Annotated in this window: 26 protein-coding genes; 20 read left to right on the forward strand and 6 right to left on the reverse strand. The window is 37.9% G+C overall.

Going from position 1 to position 21,071, the window contains the following annotated elements; all coding sequences use genetic code 11:
* Positions 1-46 precede the first annotated feature (46 nt).
* The 14 genes from CLOSA_RS07140 (at position 47) to CLOSA_RS21695 (ending at position 9,671) form a co-directional block, all read left to right on the forward strand.
* The gene (locus CLOSA_RS07140) at positions 47-457 is read left to right on the forward strand and encodes a phage tail assembly chaperone (protein ID WP_013272094.1); all 411 of its coding nucleotides are present in this window, start codon (positions 47-49) and stop codon (positions 455-457) included.
* A 20-nt stretch (positions 458-477) separates the two neighbouring features.
* A complete protein-coding gene (locus CLOSA_RS22860) occupies positions 478-627 on the forward strand; it encodes a hypothetical protein (RefSeq protein ID WP_013272095.1) in 150 nt (49 codons plus the stop codon).
* An 11-nt stretch (positions 628-638) separates the two neighbouring features.
* On the forward strand, positions 639-2,603 hold the full coding sequence (locus tag CLOSA_RS07145; RefSeq protein WP_013272096.1) for a tape measure protein: 1,965 nt from the start codon (positions 639-641) through the stop codon (positions 2,601-2,603).
* A complete protein-coding gene (locus tag CLOSA_RS07150) occupies positions 2,603-3,265 on the forward strand; it encodes a LysM peptidoglycan-binding domain-containing protein (RefSeq protein WP_013272097.1) in 663 nt (220 codons plus the stop codon). Before CLOSA_RS07145 ends, CLOSA_RS07150 begins: the two co-directional genes overlap by 1 nt.
* Before the next feature lie 12 nt (positions 3,266-3,277).
* Complete coding sequence (locus tag CLOSA_RS07155) at positions 3,278-4,243, forward strand: XkdQ/YqbQ family protein (RefSeq protein ID WP_013272098.1); 966 nt, start codon at positions 3,278-3,280, stop codon at positions 4,241-4,243.
* Between the two features lie 14 nt (positions 4,244-4,257).
* The gene (locus CLOSA_RS07160) at positions 4,258-4,542 is read left to right on the forward strand and encodes a DNA helicase (protein WP_013272099.1); all 285 of its coding nucleotides are present in this window, start codon (positions 4,258-4,260) and stop codon (positions 4,540-4,542) included.
* 1 nt (position 4,543) lies between these two features.
* Positions 4,544-4,930, forward strand: a complete 387-nt coding sequence (locus CLOSA_RS07165; RefSeq protein ID WP_013272100.1) for a DUF2634 domain-containing protein — start codon at positions 4,544-4,546, stop codon at positions 4,928-4,930.
* Positions 4,927-5,937, forward strand: a complete 1,011-nt coding sequence (locus tag CLOSA_RS07170; protein ID WP_013272101.1) for a baseplate J/gp47 family protein — start codon at positions 4,927-4,929, stop codon at positions 5,935-5,937. Before CLOSA_RS07165 ends, CLOSA_RS07170 begins: the two co-directional genes overlap by 4 nt.
* 4 nt (positions 5,938-5,941) lie before the next feature.
* Entirely contained in the window at positions 5,942-6,475 is a 534-nt protein-coding gene (locus CLOSA_RS07175; RefSeq protein WP_013272102.1) for a putative phage tail protein, read from the forward strand.
* Positions 6,476-7,711: a DUF1565 domain-containing protein gene (locus tag CLOSA_RS21690; protein WP_013272103.1), complete on the forward strand. Its 1,236-nt coding sequence runs from the start codon at positions 6,476-6,478 to the stop codon at positions 7,709-7,711.
* 12 nt (positions 7,712-7,723) lie between these two features.
* On the forward strand, positions 7,724-8,170 hold the full coding sequence (locus CLOSA_RS07185) for a hypothetical protein (RefSeq protein WP_013272104.1): 447 nt from the start codon (positions 7,724-7,726) through the stop codon (positions 8,168-8,170).
* Positions 8,171-8,181: 11 nt separating this feature from the next.
* A complete protein-coding gene (locus tag CLOSA_RS07190; protein ID WP_013272105.1) occupies positions 8,182-8,319 on the forward strand; it encodes an XkdX family protein in 138 nt (45 codons plus the stop codon).
* Positions 8,320-8,334: 15 nt separating this feature from the next.
* Positions 8,335-8,769: a phage holin family protein gene (locus tag CLOSA_RS07195; RefSeq protein WP_041708545.1), complete on the forward strand. Its 435-nt coding sequence runs from the start codon at positions 8,335-8,337 to the stop codon at positions 8,767-8,769.
* Positions 8,770-8,837: 68 nt separating this feature from the next.
* Positions 8,838-9,671 carry a hypothetical protein gene (locus tag CLOSA_RS21695; RefSeq protein ID WP_013272107.1) on the forward strand — a complete coding sequence of 278 codons (834 nt, stop codon included), beginning with the start codon at positions 8,838-8,840 and terminating at the stop codon, positions 9,669-9,671.
* A gap of 55 nt (positions 9,672-9,726) precedes the next feature.
* Here the strand turns inward: CLOSA_RS21695 and CLOSA_RS07205 are convergent, their stop codons facing one another.
* From CLOSA_RS07205 to CLOSA_RS07220, 4 genes are all read right to left on the reverse strand, one after another.
* Positions 9,727-10,224, reverse strand: a complete 498-nt coding sequence (locus CLOSA_RS07205; protein ID WP_041708976.1) for a hypothetical protein — start codon at positions 10,222-10,224, stop codon at positions 9,727-9,729.
* Between the two features lie 116 nt (positions 10,225-10,340).
* Positions 10,341-11,264: an ATP-dependent DNA ligase gene (locus CLOSA_RS07210; RefSeq protein WP_013272109.1), complete on the reverse strand. Its 924-nt coding sequence runs from the start codon at positions 11,262-11,264 to the stop codon at positions 10,341-10,343.
* Between the two features lie 63 nt (positions 11,265-11,327).
* A complete protein-coding gene (locus CLOSA_RS07215) occupies positions 11,328-11,639 on the reverse strand; it encodes a hypothetical protein (protein ID WP_013272110.1) in 312 nt (103 codons plus the stop codon).
* A 328-nt stretch (positions 11,640-11,967) separates the two neighbouring features.
* Entirely contained in the window at positions 11,968-13,029 is a 1,062-nt protein-coding gene (locus tag CLOSA_RS07220) for a hypothetical protein (RefSeq protein ID WP_013272112.1), read from the reverse strand.
* 147 nt (positions 13,030-13,176) lie between these two features.
* Between CLOSA_RS07220 and CLOSA_RS22460 the strand changes: the two genes are divergently transcribed.
* The 5 genes from CLOSA_RS22460 (at position 13,177) to CLOSA_RS07240 (ending at position 17,293) form a co-directional block, all read left to right on the forward strand.
* The gene (locus tag CLOSA_RS22460) at positions 13,177-13,320 is read left to right on the forward strand and encodes a toxin-antitoxin system HicB family antitoxin (RefSeq protein WP_013272113.1); all 144 of its coding nucleotides are present in this window, start codon (positions 13,177-13,179) and stop codon (positions 13,318-13,320) included.
* A gap of 109 nt (positions 13,321-13,429) precedes the next feature.
* Positions 13,430-14,209 (forward strand): Rha family transcriptional regulator, encoded by a 780-nt coding sequence (locus CLOSA_RS21700; RefSeq protein ID WP_013272114.1) that lies wholly within the window; start codon positions 13,430-13,432, stop codon positions 14,207-14,209.
* Positions 14,210-14,299: 90 nt separating this feature from the next.
* The gene (locus tag CLOSA_RS07230) at positions 14,300-14,476 is read left to right on the forward strand and encodes a helix-turn-helix domain-containing protein (RefSeq protein ID WP_242647785.1); all 177 of its coding nucleotides are present in this window, start codon (positions 14,300-14,302) and stop codon (positions 14,474-14,476) included.
* Between the two features lie 223 nt (positions 14,477-14,699).
* Positions 14,700-14,888, forward strand: coding sequence for a hypothetical protein (locus tag CLOSA_RS07235; protein WP_013272116.1), 189 nt, complete (start codon positions 14,700-14,702; stop codon positions 14,886-14,888).
* A gap of 659 nt (positions 14,889-15,547) precedes the next feature.
* Positions 15,548-17,293 carry a S8 family peptidase gene (locus CLOSA_RS07240; protein WP_013272117.1) on the forward strand — a complete coding sequence of 582 codons (1,746 nt, stop codon included), beginning with the start codon at positions 15,548-15,550 and terminating at the stop codon, positions 17,291-17,293.
* 59 nt (positions 17,294-17,352) lie between these two features.
* On the opposite strand, the gene CLOSA_RS07245 is transcribed toward CLOSA_RS07240, so the two are convergent.
* Positions 17,353-18,744 carry a glycoside hydrolase family 18 protein gene (locus CLOSA_RS07245; RefSeq protein WP_166431298.1) on the reverse strand — a complete coding sequence of 464 codons (1,392 nt, stop codon included), beginning with the start codon at positions 18,742-18,744 and terminating at the stop codon, positions 17,353-17,355.
* Between CLOSA_RS07245 and CLOSA_RS07250 the strand changes: the two genes are divergently transcribed.
* Complete coding sequence (locus tag CLOSA_RS07250) at positions 18,718-19,296, forward strand: N-acetylmuramoyl-L-alanine amidase family protein (RefSeq protein WP_013272119.1); 579 nt, start codon at positions 18,718-18,720, stop codon at positions 19,294-19,296. The genes CLOSA_RS07245 and CLOSA_RS07250 overlap by 27 nt on opposite strands.
* A 66-nt stretch (positions 19,297-19,362) precedes the next feature.
* Here the strand turns inward: CLOSA_RS07250 and CLOSA_RS07255 are convergent, their stop codons facing one another.
* A complete protein-coding gene (locus CLOSA_RS07255) occupies positions 19,363-21,060 on the reverse strand; it encodes a S8 family peptidase (RefSeq protein WP_013272120.1) in 1,698 nt (565 codons plus the stop codon).
* Positions 21,061-21,071: the final 11 nt, after the last annotated feature.

Genomic DNA, 21,071 nt, shown 5'->3' on the forward strand with positions numbered 1-21,071 from the left:
GAGTGATTGATTTCACTCTCTTTTTTGCAGAAAGGAAATATTAAACATGAGTAGCTTAAAAGCATTCTTAAACCCTGTAAAGGTTGAAAACAAAGAAGTTATTATTTCAGATAGATTTGTAGAAGATGGTAAGCCGGTTCCGTTCATCATTAGACCAGTCACTCAGGAAGAAAACGAAGAGATCCTAAGAAGGTTCCGCAAAACTACAAAAAAGGGTAAGGACGTACAGGAGACATTCGATCAGATTGGATACAGCCATGAGCTTGCAGCAACAGCCGTAGTGTTTCCTAACCTTAACGATGCTGATTTACAGAAAGCATATGGGGTGCTTGGGGGTACAAAGCTATTAAAGAAGATGCTGTTAATTGGTGAGTTTGCTGCATTAGCAGAAGAGGTAAGAAGTTTATCCGGCTTGGAAGAAGATATCAATGATGATATAGAAGAAGCAAAAAACTGATAAAGCAGGGCGATGGAGAAATGAATCTGGCTCATTTTGCCCTGCAAAAGTTACACATTCTGCCTGGAGCATTGCAAGCTATGAGCAATCGTGAAAAAGCATTCGTGTATGCCAGCATACAGCTACGAGTTGAAGAAGAAAAAAGAGAAATAGCAAGGATTAAGAAGTAAGGAGGCAGACCATGGCTACATTAAAAGCAATGTTCAAATTATTTGATGGATACAGCTCGACAGTTAATAAAATTGTTAGCGGTACAGACAAAGCGGCAGACAGTGTATTAAAAGCCAGTAAAAACACAGATAAATTCAATGACAGTCTGATAAACACAGGGGCTTCTGCTTCCACCGCCAGTAGTGGGCTGACAAAGCTGATCGGGACTGTGATAACTCTTGCATCTGCAAAAAAGGCAATGGATCTGACTGATACTTACACCAACACGGATGCACGTTTGAAAATGATCAATGATGGATCGCAGACACAACTTGAACTCCAGAATAAGATTTACGCAGCGGCTGACCGGGCCAGGGGATCCTATACGGAGATGGCTTCGACTGTGGCAAAAATGAACCTTCTGGCCGGTGATAGTTTTGGCAGCAATGATGAAGCTATTGGATTTACGGAATTACTTCAAAAGTCGTTGAAAGTATCCGGTGCCGGGAAATCAGAACAGGATTCGGCCTTTCTCCAGCTTCCCCAAGCGATGGCGGCAGGTAAGCTGCAAGGCGATGAATTCCGGTCTGTTATGGAGAATGCCCCAATGGTTGCGAATGCCATAGCAAGCTATATGGGAAAGAGTAAGGGCGAATTGAAAGAATTATCTTCAAAAGGAGCTATCACAGCAGATATTATCAAAGGAGCAATGTTTGCGGCTGCTGATGATATCAATGATAAATTCTCCACTATGCCCATGACTTTCGCTGACGTATGGACTAAGATAAAAAACACCGGAAATCAAGCATTTGGTGAAGTATTTGAAAAAATGAATACAATGCTTAATTCTGAATCGGGACAACAGATGATAAATGGAATTACTGCTGCAATTTATATGGCTGCCGATGCCGCAAATGATTTACTGGACAGTGCCGCTGCAGTGTATAACTTCATTAGTGATAACTGGCAATTTATTGGACCGATTATAGGCGGTGTAGCAGCGGCATTTATAGCCTATAACATAGTTCTTGGTATTACTAATGGCCTTATTGCCTTTGGTGCATTGACCAATGGAATTCATGCAGCTTCTTTAATGCTACAAAAAAATGAAACATTTGCGGCAACAGTTGCACAGCATGGATTTAATGCGGCGTTGCTGGCTTGCCCTATTACATGGATTGTTGTCGGCATAGTACTATTAATAGCCGTATTCTACGCTGGTGTAGCCGCAGTCAATCACTTCGCAGGAACAAGCATAAGCGCAACCGGATTGATCGGAGCAGCGTTTGGCGTATTGTATGCCATCATCTATAACACTTTTTTGTATCCGTTCCAGGTGGGCTTTGCTCTGGTAGCAAACTTTATAGGGAATGTGTTTAATAACCCCGTGGGTGCGGTGAAGGTGCTATTTCTGGATATGGCCAATACCTGTATTTCTTACATACTTAACATGGCAAAGGCCATTGAAAATATTATCAATAAGATTCCTGGGGTGACGGTTGATATTACATCTGGTCTGGATAATCTAAAGGCCGGCATCGAGAAGAAAACCAGCAAAATCAAAGATGAAACTGGCTGGAAAGAGTATATCAAGCAGCCGGAACTTATGGACATAACAAAGTCGGCTGCAAAGGGGTACAAGATCGGTTCAGGAATTGAAAGCGGAATATCTGGACTTCTTGAAAGTTTTTCTCCTGATCTACCTGGATATAAGCCTGACTTTAGCCAGTTTGCTACTTCCGGGAATCCAGCAACTATTAAGGGTACTGGAAAGGGCGGAGCTGTAAAGGTAGAGAATGAAGAAGATATTAATTGGTTGAGAAAGCTTGCAGAGCGTGACTTTGTAGCACGTATAGCCAGTAATACGCTTGCCCCCAACATTAAGGTTGAATTTAGTGGACCAATCACGAAAGAAGCCGATACTGACGGAGTAGCAGCTCATATAGGCAATATTCTCAAAGATCAGATTGCGACAGCAGCGGAAGGGGTGTATTGATGTCTTATTCAATCTATTTTAAATACGGCGGTAAAAAATACAAGCTTCCTGTAAATCCGGAGGAAATCAAGCGCAGCCGGGAATTAAACATTGAGACGTATCAAGTAATAGGCGTAGGGCAGGTTTCTGTGCCCTCCTATTGCTCGCTTGAAACATTCAACTTTGAAGCTGAGTTTCCTGGACAGGAATATCATTACGTTGAAACAAGTGGAAGGTTTCACGATGCAGATTTTTACGAAAAAATGTTTAGGAAAGCACAGAAAAAAAAGACACCGATTCGATTTATAGCTTCAAATGAAATTTCAGATGATATCAGTTGCAAAGTATTAATTAAAAGTGTGGAATCTGTAGAAAAGGCGGGGGAAGAAGGTGACAAGTATATTACTCTCACCTTGATGGAATATAAAGCTCCAGGAAAACGATATATAGCTGTTCCAACTGCGACCGTTACAATAAAACAGGAAGAAACTCCAACAGCACAAACAAACCCTGCAATTACGGAGAATAAAACGTATACAGTAAAAAAGGGAGATACATTATGGGGTATTGCTAAAACATTTTATGGGAATGGTGCGCTTTTTACAAAGATAGCAGCTGCAAATCCCGGCATAAAAAATCCAAACGTTATTTCTATTGGTCAAGTTCTTGTAATACCGGCTTAACGGAGGTCTGGAATGGAGTTGTTAATAAAGTCTCAAGATGCAATTTACGATATTTCCGCATCGTGTACTGAGATATCTTGGTCCGATGCACTTAACGATGGAGCAAGTAGCCTTGAATTTTCTTATATCGGTGATGGTTTTACTGCACAAAACGGGGATTTTGTACGTTTAACTGATAATGATCAAGTAGAAGGGATATTTTATGGGTCAGTGTTTAAAGTTTCTGGTGATGAAACTGGAATAATTAAAGTTAAAGCGTATGATCAGTTACGCTATGCCAAAGCAAAGGAAATTATAGTACTAGAAAATGGCACATTAAAAAATCTTGTACAAAACATGTGTACTTTTCTATCGCTAAAAACTGGAACATTGGAGGATCCTGGATATATCCTTGCTACGATTGCAGATACAGATAAAACATGGCTTGATGAGGTTTACCAAGCCATATCCGATACTTTGATAGGATCACCAGCACGTGACGAGTATTGTTTACGTGATGAATATGGATCTGTATGTTTATGGAACATGCGTAATTTGCAACTTCCCCTTGTACTTGGTGACGACAGTTTATGCACTGGCTATAGCTGGGAAAAGTCCATCGATGAAGATTTTTATAATCGTATAAAAGTAGGCTGGAAAAATGAAAGCACTGGAAAATTTGATGTAGGTGCGGCTGTAGATCAAGAATCAGTAAATAAGTATGGGCTGTTACAGTATTTTGAAACATCTGCTTCAGGTATTGATAATGCTGCTAAAGCGCAAGAAAGGGCGAATAACCTTTTGAAATTTTACAACAAAGAGAAAGAAACCTTAAAACTAGAGTGCTTGGGCGATTTGCGTGTGAGGGCAGGTAACAGCATATATGGCAGTATTACAGATATTGAACTTAACCGGAGATTGATTATTAGAAAGGTAACTCATGAATTTATCCCAATACATAAAATGTCAGTTGAAGTTATGCTTGCAGAAGCAAATTGATGGAGGTGTTATATATGGCTGATAGTAATGGTGCAAAAGAATTATTCAACCAGATAAAAATTATCATTGATAATTACATTAATAATCGTAAAATAACCGCAACTATGGTGGGCACTTATAACGGTTCGGCGGTAGTAATTAATGAGCAACTTCCGGTACCTATGAGCATGATAAAAGGCAATATGGCAAACTGCCTTATTAATGGTGATAAGGTGATGCTCCTGCGTAATGACGGTGGACGTGAATACTTCGTACTAGAAATAATTGGAAAGCCTTACCAGACCACAACGGGAGAGTAATATGGCAGAGTTAACAACGGATTTAAAGCTACAGGAGCGAACTTATGAGAGCAAGACATATAAACTATCAAATGAAAAGATAGAGGGCTTTGTGGACGATCTGGAAGCGTTAAAGCAGTCCATATACAAGGCCCTGTTAACGGAACAATATGAACACCCGATATATAGCTTTGATTATGGTATTGCATGGAAAGAGCTGATAGGTGAGGACAGGGCCTACGTAAGGGCCGAAACAAAGCGAATGATACAGGAGGCATTACTCCACGATAGCCGTATTACTGATGTAGATCAATTTGCTTTCATTTTTGAAGGTGATACCTGTACCTGCACATTTAATGTAACAAGCAAATATGGCATGTTTGAGATAGAAACGGAGGTGCAGATATGAGCCAGACCTATGAAGAAATATTACAAGGCATGTTGGATAAAGTACCAAGCAATGTTGACAAAAGGGAGGGAAGTATCATTTATGATGCTTTGGCTCCATGCGCTTACTTTCTGGCACAGCAGCAATTTCAGCTTGATAATTTTGTAGAATTGGTATTTGCGGATACTGCAGTGGGTGAGTATTTAGACACTGCTGTATCCGATTTTGGTTTAACGCGGAAAGGGGCCTCGGCAGCCATCAGACAGGTTACTACCAGCGCAGCTATATCTATTGGCACTGTATGGGGTATTAATGAGCTTGCATATACCATAACGGAGCTAATTGCAACGAATCAATATAAGGCAAAATGTAATACTGCAGGAACTATAGGAAATCAGTATACCGGTTCTATGAGCCCAATTTCAAGTGTTTCAGGCGTTACAGCAACGTTAGGGGACGTATTGACAGCAGGTACAGACATAGAAACAGATGATGCATTGAGAGCAAGGCTGTACAACAAAGTTCGTATGCCTGCGACTTCCGGGAATGCCTATCAATACAAACAATGGGCGCTTGAGGTGTCCGGGGTGGGCGATGCAAAAGTATTTCCTCTTGATTCAGGCCCCGGCACTGTAACCGTAATTATTGTTGATGACAACAAAGCAATATCAGAGACTCTTCCTGAGACAGTGGCAGAATATATAGAAACTGTGCGACCCATTGGTGCAACTGTTACTGTAACGAGCCCCACAGCAAAGCAAATCAATATTACCGCCTCCGTTATTCTTGATGGTAGTAAAACCATAGGAGAGGTAGAAACGACCTTTAATACGGCAATAGAGAGTTTTTTAGCAGATACCGTATTTTCTTCTTACAGTATCAGTTATGCCAAAATAGGCGGCCTCTTATTAGATACTGTGGGGGTAGAGGATTATAATGGGCTTATGGTAAACTCTGGTACTGGGAACGTTACAATCGGCAGTAAGGAAATTCCCGTAAAGGGAGTTGTTTCATTAACGGAGGTATGACGATATGGATTTAATGGCGTTATTGCCCGGATTTTACGATGCGAATGAAACAATGATCAGATTGCAGTCAATTTTATCTTCTGAGACTGAAAGCCTTGATACGGGACTTAGCCAAACCATATCGGAATGTTTTGTCAGTACAGCAAGTGCCATGCTATCACGATATGAAAGCATTTATGGCCTGGAAGTTGATGTGTCTAAATCTAATATGTTCCGAAGGGAAAGAATTAAAGCAAAGATTGCCGGTGCTGGCACAACCACAAAACAGATGATCATTAATACAGCAAGAAGCTATTCAAACGGAGAAGTAGAAGTTATTGAGGACAACCCAAACAGCCGGTTTACGATTAAGTTTGTTGGTACACTTGGTATACCTGGAAATCTTACTGATCTTAAGCTTACTATTGAAGAAATTAAGCCAGCCCATCTTGCGGTAACGTATGAATATGTTTACAACACATGGGGAAACGTAAATGCTTTAACATGGGAACAGGCAGAAACTTACACATGGGAACAAATAAGGACGGTGAATATATAAATGCAGACTACACCTAATTTAGGGCTTAAGAAGCCTGAAAAAAGCGAATACATAAACATTTCTGATCTGAATGGGAATTCCGACACTATTGATACAGCGGTAAGCCAAAAGGTAACTTCTATCGGTGGAGATATCTCAGAAACCGTTGTTAATACCCTGGAACCCAACGAAACAAAGTTTCCAATTCCATCTGCGGGGGAGACAATTAAACGTTTTCTGGGGAAAGTACTAACGTTTCTCAAAAACATAAAACCTCTTGAAGCTGATGCGACCTACAATGTGGCTACTACCGGTTCGGATATAACTGGTGACGGTACTCAGGAAAAACCATATCGTACTATACAATATGCGATTAATATGGTGCCAAAGAATCTGAACGGATACGGTGCAAAAATCCGAGTTGCTGCCGGCACATATGATGAACATGTTTTAGTGAGTTCATTCTATGGTGGGTACGTTCACTTAATTAGTGATTCAGAAAATACACTTGCTGCAACATGTCTTGTAAAATCAATACAGATAAAATTTTGCAGAGGGTATGTACAAGTGAATGGATTTACATGTACACGTGCGGATGATACACCATTTGTAGTGTCAGGATGTAATTATGCGGCAATACAATATTGTCAATCGACCGTATCTGCTAGGTCAAGGGCAGGAATATACTTCGGCGAGTCTAATGGTGTAGTTACTGGTTGTAGAATAGCGAACCGTAATGTTGCATTACAAGTAGTAACCTCAAAGGTGTTTTCAGACATTTGGGATCAGGCTGGATCAGTTAATAATGACTATGGTTTGTCGTCCAATAGAAGTTCCATAATAAGTAAGAGTGGTGCTCAACCAATAGGTCTTGCACGTAATGAAGTTAGTGCCGCGGGGGGTGTATTTTTTAACGAAAACGGAACACAGATATCAGGCATGATCAATTCTGGTTTATCTTGTACTTGGGGTACAATCACTGGTGGAATTGTGCGTCATGGAATTACTGGTGGCACTGGAATAATAATAGTTAATATAAAAGTTACCCCTACCGTCGCATTGTCATCAGGATCAACGTATCAGATATCTGGGTTTCCAAAGGCAGTTATGGATTTAGTTTCTGTTGATGTACATTCGAAAAGTTTGGTGAGTTACTGTCAATTAGGGAATACTGGTACAATGACATTTAATTTAAATGTAGCTAGAAACCCCGGAGACTATATGGGATTTAGTTGCACTTATTTAACCAATTCTTAAAGGAGGAAATTTATGAAATATGAAAAGATTAAAATAGGTGAGACAACTCTTGACATTGCTGCAGGTAGTTGTAGCTTAGACCGAGCAGGAGATGCAGCTACCGTTGCTATTATAACCGGGTCAAATACTATCGACAGTATCCATGCAGTACTGGCTTCCGGGGGAACCATTGTAAAATATGATAGGGACGGCGTAGAGGAATGGAAGAAAGATAATCTTATCTATACTGGATTAATCAGACCACAATCGGATTTCCCGGTTGGGATTGAGCAGAAGCAGACAGGTGTAGATAAAGAAGGAAATCCCACATATAGCAATGAAGAAGTTTTGGGCTCCGTACTGGTTGTTGAATACAGGCTCCCAACAACTCAGGACGAATTAAATAGACAAAGTAAACAGATTGTCAGTTTAAATGCCCAGGTAGCGTATCTGTCCATGATGTCCGGTATTGAAATTTAGGAGGTAATTTCATGAGTAAAAATTATGAAAAAGTAAAAGAATTTTATAATGCAAACTTATGGTCAGAGGAAATGGTATGGAATGCAGTAGGACGCTGGATCACAGATAAAGAATACCTGGTTATCACCGGGAAAGAATATGAAAATTAAGAAAGCGTGAGGAAAATGGAAGTGGATAAAATTATGGAATTACTTGCCCTGGCATGGGGAAGCCCTATTATTAAACTGGTAATTTTGGCTGTAGTGATGGATACCTGTTTCGGCTGCATCAGAGCGATTAAGGAGCACAAATTTAACAGTTGCTTTGGAATTGATGGAGCGATCAGGAAAATATCAATGGTGGCCTCTCTGGCGTTTCTCCTTATTCTTGATAAGATCGTTCATCTGAACCTGATCGGCTTCATTCCAGAAGCAGTCCGGGCATATCTGCCGGTTTCCGGTATTGGTGTGGCCGAGTTCTTCGGGCTCCTGTACATAGCTTATGAGCTGGTAAGCATTCTTAAAAACATGACTCTGTGTGGTCTGCCCGTTAAGCATCTGTGGGAGGTTATAAAGAAGTTTCTTTCTCAGTACACGGACGAGCTGCCAGATAACACATGATTCTGTTGCGATTGTCGTAACTTTTTTGGCCTGGGATAATCCTGGGCCTTTTTTAATTGGAGGTATACATGGGATCTTTAAAAGGATTAATTAGCAGAGGGGTAGAAGAAGAAGGGTATATTGAAAAGGCAACCAATGCTCAGTTGGATTCTAAGACAGCTAACAAGGGCAGCAACAACTACACAAAGTACTCACGAGACGTTAATGCTTGGGGGCTGATGGGGTGTCAGGGGCAACCCTGGTGCTGTACAATGCAATTTGCATTAGAAGGATATGAGTATGGAAAAGATGTTGCCTTGCAGCACTGGAATATGACTCCTAGCACCTATGTAGGGTATAACTGCTTTTCCACCTACAATGCCTTTAAAAAGGCTGGTAAAGTAGGCATGACTCCAAAACTTGGAGCAGTAGTTATATTTAACTTTTCCCACGCTGGCAGAGTGATTCAGGTATATTCCAAAAACGGGCAGAAATGGTGGGATTGCCTTGAGGGTAATACATCATCGAATCTATCCGATCGTAATGGGGGACAGGTTAAGATCAAGACAAGGCCGTGGAATGACGCTACCGTAAAAGGGTTCTGTTATATCAACTACGATGAAGATGATAGGCCGGGGTGGGTAAAAGATCAGCATGGATACTGGTATCGCAGAGCAGATGGCAGCTACCCAGCTAATAAGTGGTGTATTATTAATCAACATTACTACTTGTTTAACAGAGATGGGTATATGGTCACCGGCTGGCACCGCTGGGACGGAAAAGTCTGTGATTCTGATGATGGTTCAGGTGATTGGTATTTCCTTGATAATACGAAAGACGGGCCACTTGAGGGAGCTTGCTGGCATACCAAAGATAACGGCGCTCAAGAGATTTGGTTGATTAATCAGGATAATAATATTTAAGGCTGGCATGAAGAATTATAAAGGCGGGTATCCGGTATTCCGGGCCCGCCTATTATTAATTATTAAAATCTATTATAGCACCCGGAGTTAGCGCATTAGTTGTTTCCCTTGTTACTATATCTCTTTCTGCAAGGTCTTTTAAATTATTTACATAGTCTGAAGAGGCCCAATACATATTATTGTAATAGACTACCCTTCCGTCAGAAATCTCCTGCATAGTATTAGAAATGTTACCACTATATTTTACCCAACCCTCACCTGGTGCGCCTACAGGAGTACCATTTGTTTCGCTAATAGGATTTGAACAGCTTCCATCTTCTCTAAAACTATACCAACCATCTGTCAGATGATAGCTGCCTGTTTTCATATATCCCGTACTATCAAAATAATACCATGGTCCTTCGATTTGTTTTATTAAATTAACTGCATAGCTTCCGTCATCATTCTGGTACCACCAACCTACATTATCCTGTTTCCATTGACCGGCAAAAGCAGTTATGCTCATCGTAGCAGTAGCAACCATGATCGCAACAAATAATCTTAGTTTCTTCATTTTGTTCTCCTTTCTAAAATAGACTATTCTCAATATATTGTAAGTGTAACACATATCCAAAATATGGCAATATTAATCTTGAGACAAGCTATAAAAAATAAATTAAAAACTAATCGTTATACCTTACATTCTATTGCTGATTTATCATTTCGTATACCTTTGAAAACGGGCTGTCGGAAGCTGTCCTTATCCGTAGGCATAGATTCCACTATGCAAACCAGATCAGGTGCCAACCAAACAGCATTTTCGTTTCCTGCCGGCACATACCCAAACGGCGAATAATCGATTATTTGGTATTTGTACTGATTAAGTATCCTTAAGCTCACACCAAGCGAAACATGCCCTTTATATACAAGTACATCATCATCATATTGCCCCAGGATAAGGCTTGGCATACTTTTCTCTTTTACAATGTATCCGCAGATAATACAATCATCTGTAGCCATTACTTTAAACTTAATCCAGTCCTTAGACCGTTTTCCTTGCCAGTATAAACTATTCTTCCTTTTAGCAACCACTCCTTCAAGACCTTTTTCTTTTACAAGATCAAATAACATAATCCCCTCATTTTCAACATACCGGGATACGGATATCATGTTATTCTCAATCACAACGTCTTGCAGATATTTCTTGCGCTCCATAAGTGGTAGCATGGTAATATCCTTGTCTTTATAATATAGAATATCATAAGCTATAATGCTGGCCGGATATCTGTCTGCAGCCAGCTTTATTTTAAAGGAATTTGCCATTAAAGCTCTTTTTTGCACCTCATAAAAATCTGGCACACCATTTTTAAGTACAAGAAGTTCATGGTCCAGAATACACTTTGTTTTTACCTGTGCATGTAGGTTTTTAAGCTCCGGGAAGAGTGGAGCCATGAGCTTGTTTCTTTTGTTCCTTATGTCGGTATCCGTACCCAAATACGAAACACATCTAATTCCGTCCCATTTTATTTCATAGATATAATCTGGAGAATCAAACGGGTCCATCATTTCTGAAATCAGCATAGGGCTTATCTTCTTGATATCGAATATATCCATTATATATATCACCACCTTGGTGTAGTGTGCTGATATATAGTGCTTTTTATGCAATTAAAGATATTACATAACCATAACCCATTTATTGTCCATAATATAGAAAAACAACCTGAACACATATAGAATGCTGCCGATCAAAGCTTCACATTTATATTCGTTTACCGGTTCTCCATTATAGAATTTATTATCTGTACATTTGATTTTTAGATCGGTTATGGTTTGCAATATGCCGTCCTCACCCTCAAATTTAAAAAGCAGCGGCCGGGGAGGTAAACCGGGAGCATACCAAGCCATGCAAGCTATAGGATATATCTTGCCTCTAATTATTCCGCTATTAATTTTACATACGTTTGTCCCGATCCCAAATACACCCATAATAATCTCACCTACTTATAATACTGTTCAAACCACTTAGGTGCCTTTGGGCTGGTTGTTTCCTTTACTTTCCCGGTTGGCTCAAAGAATCCACATTTTTTATGATCGGCTCCACAGCCCCTTTTATCTCTGATGTAATGCGAACATCTGTTAATGTCTTCCGCAAGTCCACAATTTCCCAACATAATAATCACCTCTCATGATGATTATACGAACACACGTTCTGAAAGTCAAAGGAAATAATTTGTAATTTGGTATAAAAAAAGCGGGTACCTTGCATTCTGGCCCCGCAATTTGTTTTAATTCATGAAACTTTTTTCTTAATTACTTAATTCGGATTAATTTTCTTTTTGTCACGTTCACGTTGCTTACGTTTAGCCATGAGTTGAGCGCAACGTGAAGTGCAGTACTTTTTACGGGTATTTCCAGGCTCAACTTCAAAAAATTGATTGCATGTAGGATTAGAACATTTTTTGAAAATTTTGTCCGAAGAGTAACTTAAATATATATCTAAGTATAATGCGGAAAGCAAATCAGGAATATTCCAATCCCCAGAGACCTTTCTACTAAAAGTAATTTTAATACAGGGGTTTATATTATTCAGAATACTATTCAATTCGTTTTCTAATGTATAGATGCATATAGAATTTAGAAGATTATAGGCCTCAATGGGGAAAGAGTTAATGCAATTACTAACATTACTACGAAATGCATCTCTCCCATGCTCTGCAAGTATATCAATATCAAAAACTTTATTAATTATATTGAGTAAAGAAAGGCACTGTTCAAATTTCGGATCTCTATCCCACGATACTCTTCTTTCATCATCGGGTAAATTAACAATGTATTCGATTTTTTTGCTTAAATTAAGTTCTACAGAATCTAATCTACCTAATCCGTAATATCCCAAATTCCTATACTGATCATAAAAATATTGGTTAAAACTTGAGTATAGCAAGTCATAATCATCCACCCATACTTCTGATAACATAAGGACTACAACGTTTGTAATCATGTCAATAAAATTATTTGTTTGAAATGCGGAAATTAAATTTACTAAACTTTGCAATGATACAATAATAGCTGCCGCATTATTTATATCAATTGCACTTTCAAAGCTTTCATAAACATGATCCACCTCATCTTCCTCGGTAAATAGCCAACCAAATTTTGAAATAAAATTAAATATAGCTTGTTCATCAGAACTATTAATACTAAGGATTTCTATGAGAGCATTATGATTTTCAAAATCATAAACGATACTTCTCGCTGGACCTGTGCTTTTGATAATACTAAATGGAGGGCACGGTTCACCGTATTGAGTTGTTTTTGTTTCCAAGTAATATTCTCGGACTTGATTTGTAAAAGTAAATGCATCGTTAATTACCATGTGGACCTCCTTAAAATGACATACGTAGAAGTATATAGACATATGACTGAAACAAGTATATAATGACATTGTAACATACTAAAGCAATCTTTACAATACAAGAGATGTGGTTGTAAACAGATTTTTTTACAGAAAGGAGGAGGGATAGTGGGAATAATCAATATTGAAATTGAAAATGAACTTCATAAGAGAATGAAAATGGAAGCTCTACGCCAGGACAAGTCAGTGAAACAATACATTACTGATCTGGTCAAAAGAAGTGTAGAAACAAAAAAAGAGCAAACACAGTAACTTTGGCGAGCGATGTGTTTACCCTGATAACAAAATCCCGAAAGGATATGTATTTAGTATAACATGATCCTTTCGGTGAATCAAGAAAAATGAGAGGAGATATTTTAATATGTATGATTTAACAGTATTCGAACAGAATGGACAGCTTTTGACGGATAGTAGAGAAGTAGCAGTAGCAGTAGATAAAGAACATTACGACTTGATTAAAAACATACGTCAATACATAGGATATCTTACTGACGGAGAATTCTCCGTCAGTGAATATTTCATTGAAAGTTCATACATAGATAGAACAGGGAGAGCATTACCATGTTTTCTCTGCACAAAGAAAGGTTGCGATATGATAGCCAATAAGCTGCAGGGCAAAAAAGGTGTAATTTTCACGGCTCGGTACATAGAAGCTTTTGGAAAGATGAAGGAATTTATTGAAAAGGGTGTACAGTACAGTAAGCAAGTTTCTTTCAAGGAACAGGTGGAATGTATTGGGGTAGTAGCCGACATGCTCCGCGTAAATGAGGCCAGTAAGTTATTGATGATCGGACAATTATACAAAAGCTACGACCTTCCGGCAGAATTCCTTCCCCAATATGAGTTTAATGGTAACCGGGAGATGAAATCTGCAACTGATCTACTGAAACGGTACGGTTTAGGCATGTCAGCAAAGAACTTTAATCTTTTGCTTCTCGAATATGGCTATCTTGAAGAGAGAAGCCGTAAATCGACCTCTGCACCCGGAAAAGAGAAGAAATACAAGGCCCTTACCGATAAAGGCTTAAAATATGGTGAGAATGCTGTAAGCCCACAGTGCCAGCGCGAGGTACAGCCTATGTATTATGCTGATTCGTTCAAAGAATTGTTTGATATAGTGGTTGGTCTGGTAGTAGTGTAAATAGGAAATTTCTGGAAATCTCTACCACTGTGTTAATAGATTACCGCGTGATAGTATTATTACATCATGAAAATACTGCTTGACGATTATATGCGTAAAAAGAAATTAACCGAACGTCAGGTAAGCATTATGACAGGCATTCCACAGTCAACAGTGCATGGGATAAAAAAAGGGGCTATGCCGCGAATGGATACAATGGAGCTGCTGGCAAAAGGCTTACATATAATGATAAATGATTTGGTTGATACTCCTTATTTGAAAAAGTGAACGGTTTACCGTTCAAGGCGTTTCATTTCTTTCCTATTTGCGTTTTAAATAATATAATAACGTAAAGGAGGGGGAAGAGATGAAAAAAAAGAGAATGTAGACAACCTTGACAAATCGAACGTGCGTTCGTATAATTAGGGGAGGAATTAACTACCGTGGATAAAATAGAATAATGCAGATTAGGAGGTTTAGTAGTGACTTACAAAGGAGGCATAATGGGGACGTGATAAAGACTGATGATGAAATTGTATGGGGAATTTTCAATGATATTATAATACTTCCAGAAGAAGAGTATAAAATGGTATGCGATTATATGATGGAAAAAGAACTTATACCGGGTCTAGCAGAAGAAATAATACATAAGGCTGATGAAAAGCGTAAAGAGATAGCAGCGCACATCGCCATGAGATAGCTATTCTGTGTTGTATTTCGTGTTGCATCGTGGTGTAAATTTGTTGTTTTTAGGGCATTTAGTTGCCCTTATTTACAAGATTAAAGTACCGGAAAACCTCGTATTTAAAAGGAATTCCGGTACTTACAGGCTTTTGCATTAATGATTGTTCATGGGTTCGAATCCCACTATCTCCATTAAACGGTAAGCCGCAGGCATGATTGCTTGTGGCTTAAATTATAACTTATAGGGACGGGACACTTGATAAATCAAGGGCAAAAAAGGTGCATTTTCGTTTTGAAAATGTGCCTTTTTTGCCCTGATTGTAGATGACAGGGTAGCTATATTAAGGTTATGTAAAATGGCGATTTATTATGTTTGAGATGTAGATAACGTATAATAAATTACCACAATTTGTTTGAATTACTTTACAATTTGACATAAAATAAAGAAAGTACTCAAGTATAAAAAGTAAGTAAAAACTTCAAAGGTGGTATATCAATCAATGGTACATTCTTTAGTCAGGAAGAATTGTTAATACCCGTTTCAGAAACAATGAAATCATTAAAATTAAATCAAGAATAGCAGAATTTATTTAAACATGTCTCCATGATAGACTATTAATCAAATGATTATTTATTGAAAATCATGAATATACTGTAAAAAAAGTAGAATCATCTATGAATAGTGGAAAAATCGAAAATGAATTAAATTTAGCTTTAGACATTCCCGAACAAGAACGGATAAAAACCTATAATTTAGATGTAGGGTACTCAGCAATTACAAACACATGGGAATTAATTGTAAAATATAGTGGAGATATTAGTTTCATTGAAGATGATTATGGGATTTCTGTCGTGGAATTGTTAAATGGTTACGCAATTATTACAGCACCTGAAGAAAAAATTGATCAGTTATCAGAAATTGAACAGATTGAATTTATTGAAAAACCAAAACGAGTATATTTTGAAGTAAATCAGGGTAGAGCAGTTTCTTGTATTAACCCGGTTCAGCTTGAAAATAGTTTTAATTTGTTAGGTAATGGTACACTTGTTGCCATCATTGATTCAGGAATTGATTATTCACATATTGATTTCCGTAACTTAGATGGCACAACAAGAATTGTAGCACTTTGGGACCAAACCAGACCAGGAAATCCACCATTAAATTATGATCAAGGTACTATATATACAAGAGAAATGATCAACGAAGCTTTAGCACTTCCTATGCCGGTAAGAATGTCACTTGTTCCAAGCGTTGATTTGTCAGGTCATGGTACTCATGTGGCAGGAATTGCAGCAGGTAACGGCAGAGCAAGTAATGGCCTGTATCGTGGGGTAGCACCGTTAAGTGAATTGATTGTAGTAAAACTGGGGACTTCCATTGGAGACTCTTTTCCTAGAACAACCCAACTGATGACTGGAATTGATTTTGCCATTCGTACTGCTATTTCGCTTAATAAGCCTCTGGCAATAAATCTTAGTTTCGGAAATAATTATGGTTCTCATACTGGTCGTACTTTATTAGAAACTTATATTAATGATGTTTCAAATCAAGGCAAAATCAATGTAGTAATTGGAACAGGTAATGAAGGCGTATCAGGAAATCATACACAGGGAATATTAAAAAATGGGGAAACCTCTATCATAGAGATATCAGTTAGTGAAGCTAACCCAACCTTCAGCTTACAAATTTGGAAAAACTATTATGACAAGTTTGATATTACATTTATTTCACCAAGCGGATTAAGAGTAGGTCCGATTCCCAGGAGACTTGGTACTCAGCAATTTATTATGAATCAGACAAAAATTCTACTTTATTATGGTGACCCAACTCCATTTAATGCGCAACAGGAAATCTATGTTGAATTTGTTCCTTTAAATTTATATGTTAATTCAGGTTTTTGGAAGTTAGAATTAACACCTCAAAAAATAGTAACGGGAGATTATGACATGTGGTTACCTACAGGTGGCACACTTGGCGCTGATACAAGATTTCTTGCTCCCTCTGTATTTACTACTTTAACCATACCCTCAACAGCTTACCGGGCAATTACGGTTGGTGCCTATGATGGATACACAGACAGCTATGCCCCATTTTCAGGCAGAGGATATACCCGGAATCTTGATATAAAACCAGATTTGGTTGCTCCGGGTGTTAATATTATGTCATGTTCTCCTGGAGGAGGTTATACAGCGCGTACCGGAACCTCTATGGCAACCCCCTTTGTAGCCGGAAGTGCAGCTTTACTTATGGAGTGGGGAATTGTAAGGAATAATGATCCATATTTATACGGGGAGAAATTAAAGGCATATTTGATTGATGGTTGCCGTCCTTTACGAATTGAAAATATTTATCCTAACCGAACACTTGGTTATGGAGCTTTATGTCTGCAAAATACCTTTAATAATATTATTGTCACTTAAATTTACTTTGGTAGTATTCCTAATAGGGGGAGGGTAAACCACCGGCTAAGCCGGTGGTTTTACTCTGTCTTTTTAACCCGAAATATTGAACCAACAACATTCCACAAGCCTGGGAAAAATTTCATAATCTGCCATACCCCTCCCCCAATTAATCCATATTGTGGAATTAACCGTAATTTTTGATTCATACTTCTAACATCATCAAACCAGACAACGTGTTCTATATCATTATAATCAGTATAATAATAGTATGGGGATTGAGCAAGTTCATCAAACAATATTGAAACATTAAATAAAGCAGCACGCTCGATTGCCTGCTGATTACTGATGGATTCTGCTTCTGTTGTACCTCTGACAAAAGGAAGCGGCCAGTCATAAGCATAGTTTGGTATACCCAATAATATCTTATCTGGATCAATTACTGAAATCCCATATTTCAAAACTCTCCTTACATTATTAATTGGAGCAGTAGCCATGGGAGGACCGAAAGTATATCCCCATTCATAGGTCATTAATAACACTTCATCAGCAACTGCACCTAGCGTAGCGTAATTATGAGCCTCATATAATAAACCTGTCATTGTTCCGGAGGTTTTTGGAGCCAAAGCAACAGTAGTAAGAAATCCTTCCTGAGATAATCGTGTATGAACCTTTTTGATAAAACTTAAAAATGCTTCTTTATCCTCAGGCAGAATAAATTCAAAATCGATATCCACACCTCGATACCCTTTTGCTCTTAAAGCAGCAACTAGATTTTCAATTAATTCGTTTTCACCAGCTTCGTTTTCAAACATTTCTGACGCCAGTTGGCTGTTGAATACTCCAGCTTCATTCATTGGAGCTAACACCATAATCGGCGATACTCCATATTCATTTGCTATCTGAATTAACTCCTCATCTTCAGTTGGTATTAAAATACCCTCTGGTGTAAAGCCATAATTAAAGATTAATAAGTTAGTTAAAAATGGTAATGTTTTTCTGAGCACTGTTCTGTCGATAAAAGTATACGCATATCCATTCATAATTACGTCATCAATCTTTTTCTCACCTTGAAAACGTATAATGATTACTTCTCCTGGTATAAGGTACCGAAGAATCGCTGTTGTTGGGTTGTTCTGCCATAATTGTGTAACTGTAACACCATAATTTGCCGCAATACTATTTAGAGTCTCTCCTTCTTTAACTATATGTATTAGTTCTGGTATCCTGATAGCAAGACTCTGTCCAACTACCAGATTCTCAGGGTTTGGTAACTCATTTTCACTTATAATTAAACTTGGGGATATTCCATATTGATTTGCAATGGATTGAAGAGTCTCGCCCGGCGTAACTACATGTATAATCATAATTTTTCTAATCTTTTTTGTAACATTATATAAATATAATAATAAAATAGAATAAAAAGAATAAAAAGAGATTGATTTATGGCAATAAAAATATTTATAGATCAAGGTCATAATCCAACGGGCTATCATAATACAGGAGCCAGAGGAATGGGTTTAATTGAAGAAAACATCACCTATCAGGTCGGTGTTTATCTAGCAAATCTATTAGAAAATGATCCGAGATTTGACGTTCGTTTATCAAGGCCGTTGCCTACAACGGTATTGGGGACAACGAATACTACCAGCCTTGCAGAACGGGTACGTTTGGCAAATGAATGGCCTGCAGATTATTTTATTAGCATACATGCGAATGCGAATGTAAATCCAGCGATTAACGGAGCAGAAATTTATGTACAGGAGTATTATACACAAGCTTATTGGCTGGCTGAACAGATTATGGAATCTATTACAAACATTACCCCTTTAACTAACAATGGAATCTTTATAAATCCATCCTTATATGTATTAAGAAGAACAAATATGCCTGCTGTCTTAGTTGAAATGGGGTATGTAACTAACACATATGACGCAATGATATTACGTGATAACCAGTGGCAAATTGCGTATTCAATTTATTTGGGTATATTAGCTTATTTCGGTCTTCAACCTTTATCATAAAGACAATTAAAAAATGCTTCTTTTTGGTGAAAATAAATTTTTTGTCAAAGAGAAGCAACTCACTTACTAGGTACGGAGTTCTTCGAATACATTATATATATTTATCACTCCATACCCCCAGTCCCGATTTGGATACACTAGATTCTGACGTCTTATAGCTCCACGTATTAAATAACTTTTAATTACTATTGTATCGACTCCTTCAATATTTTGTTTAAATACAGCCCATTCCATAAATAAGGCTGCCACCCCGGCTGCATGTGCAGCAGCTACTCCAGTACCTGTATAATTTATGAATAAGTTATTTAAGGAAGGTGCAATATAGTTCACACCGGGAGCAGCTAGTTCTGGTTTTACAACATCATCACTTGTATATCCTCTGCTGGAATTTGGGTAAAGATTCCGGTTATAAGGATTATATGCTGTAATTGATAAGGGAACATATGCTGTACTTGGTGATAAGACGGTAGTATAAATAACAGGCTGAATAAAAAATGTATTATTTGATATAAATTCTCCCATAGGCAGCCATATATTAAAACCTGCTTCTAAATCTCCTTGGGAGTATACATTGAATTTCCATATTCCTGATGTTGCATTTTGAAAGCGGAAGAAGATTAATTGATCTCCAGTCAGTGTTTCTGATATCTGAAATTGTAAATTAATGATAGTAATATCAAACAGAAAATTAATTTCCCGGCTTAATCGAATTCCCGAAACAATTCGAGAAATATATTCCCCGCCTGGAGATTGAATATCCACTGAAAATAATCCGGGAAAATCACCCCAAAGCTCCATACAGAAATTCTTATCATTTTCACCAACATTTAATTCTACAGAAGTACTACCTGTCTGAGTACTGATTCTGGAGAAAAAATGCCGTCCAGAATTGCCTTCATTCCCGACTGCTACAACAACACATACGTTCGTATAATCCGCAACGATGGATAGGTAATTACCTAAATTAGACTGTCCGGCATGAGACGTTTGAGATGTTCCAAGTCCTAAGCAAATTACGATTGGTCTGTCTAATCGTCTTGCCATTTGTATACAATAATAAACTCCCCACATGATATCATTTTCTTGAAAAGCAATAACATCCTCTTGAATTAAAAAAAGCTCTCTTATATATCTTTTTGCTTGTTTTAATCTGACAACGACTAATTCAGCATCTGGAGCAACGCCTCTAAAATTAATTTCCTGATTTTCATTTCCAACAGCTACCCCAGCCATCATTGTACCATGACCATTCGTGTCAATACTGGGAACGATATTTAAGGGTTCGTTGGATATGAGCGCAGCATTGATCATTTCAGAGGTATATTCCGTTCCGTAATTTGTAATAATTGGATATGTTGATTCACTTTGAATCGTCTGGTCCCATATGGATAAAATTTTAGTCTGCCCATTTTCTTTAATAAATATAGGATTTAAATAATCTATACCTGTATCGATGATTCCAATTAATACACCATTTCCTGTTAAATCAAAACCAGGAAGATTTGTTAAATCCGTTACACCGGAAGATTCTACGCTGATTCTGCTAGTTAATCCATATATCTTTGGAATAAAGGAGTAACTATAGTTATTTAATAAGTTTTTTAATTCAGTGTTGAAAGGGACATGTACAACCGCATAGTATTCATTAATTATATTAACAACAGCATCTTCAAAAGTATCAAGAATAGCTCTATTGTTTCGGTAATCAATTATAAAATCTAAATAATCATCATTAATAATACGAGTTCTCTCTACTGGTGTCATTTTCTTCCCCT

The organism is [Clostridium] saccharolyticum WM1, assembly GCF_000144625.1.
GTDB lineage: Bacteria > Bacillota > Clostridia > Lachnospirales > Lachnospiraceae > Lacrimispora > Lacrimispora saccharolytica.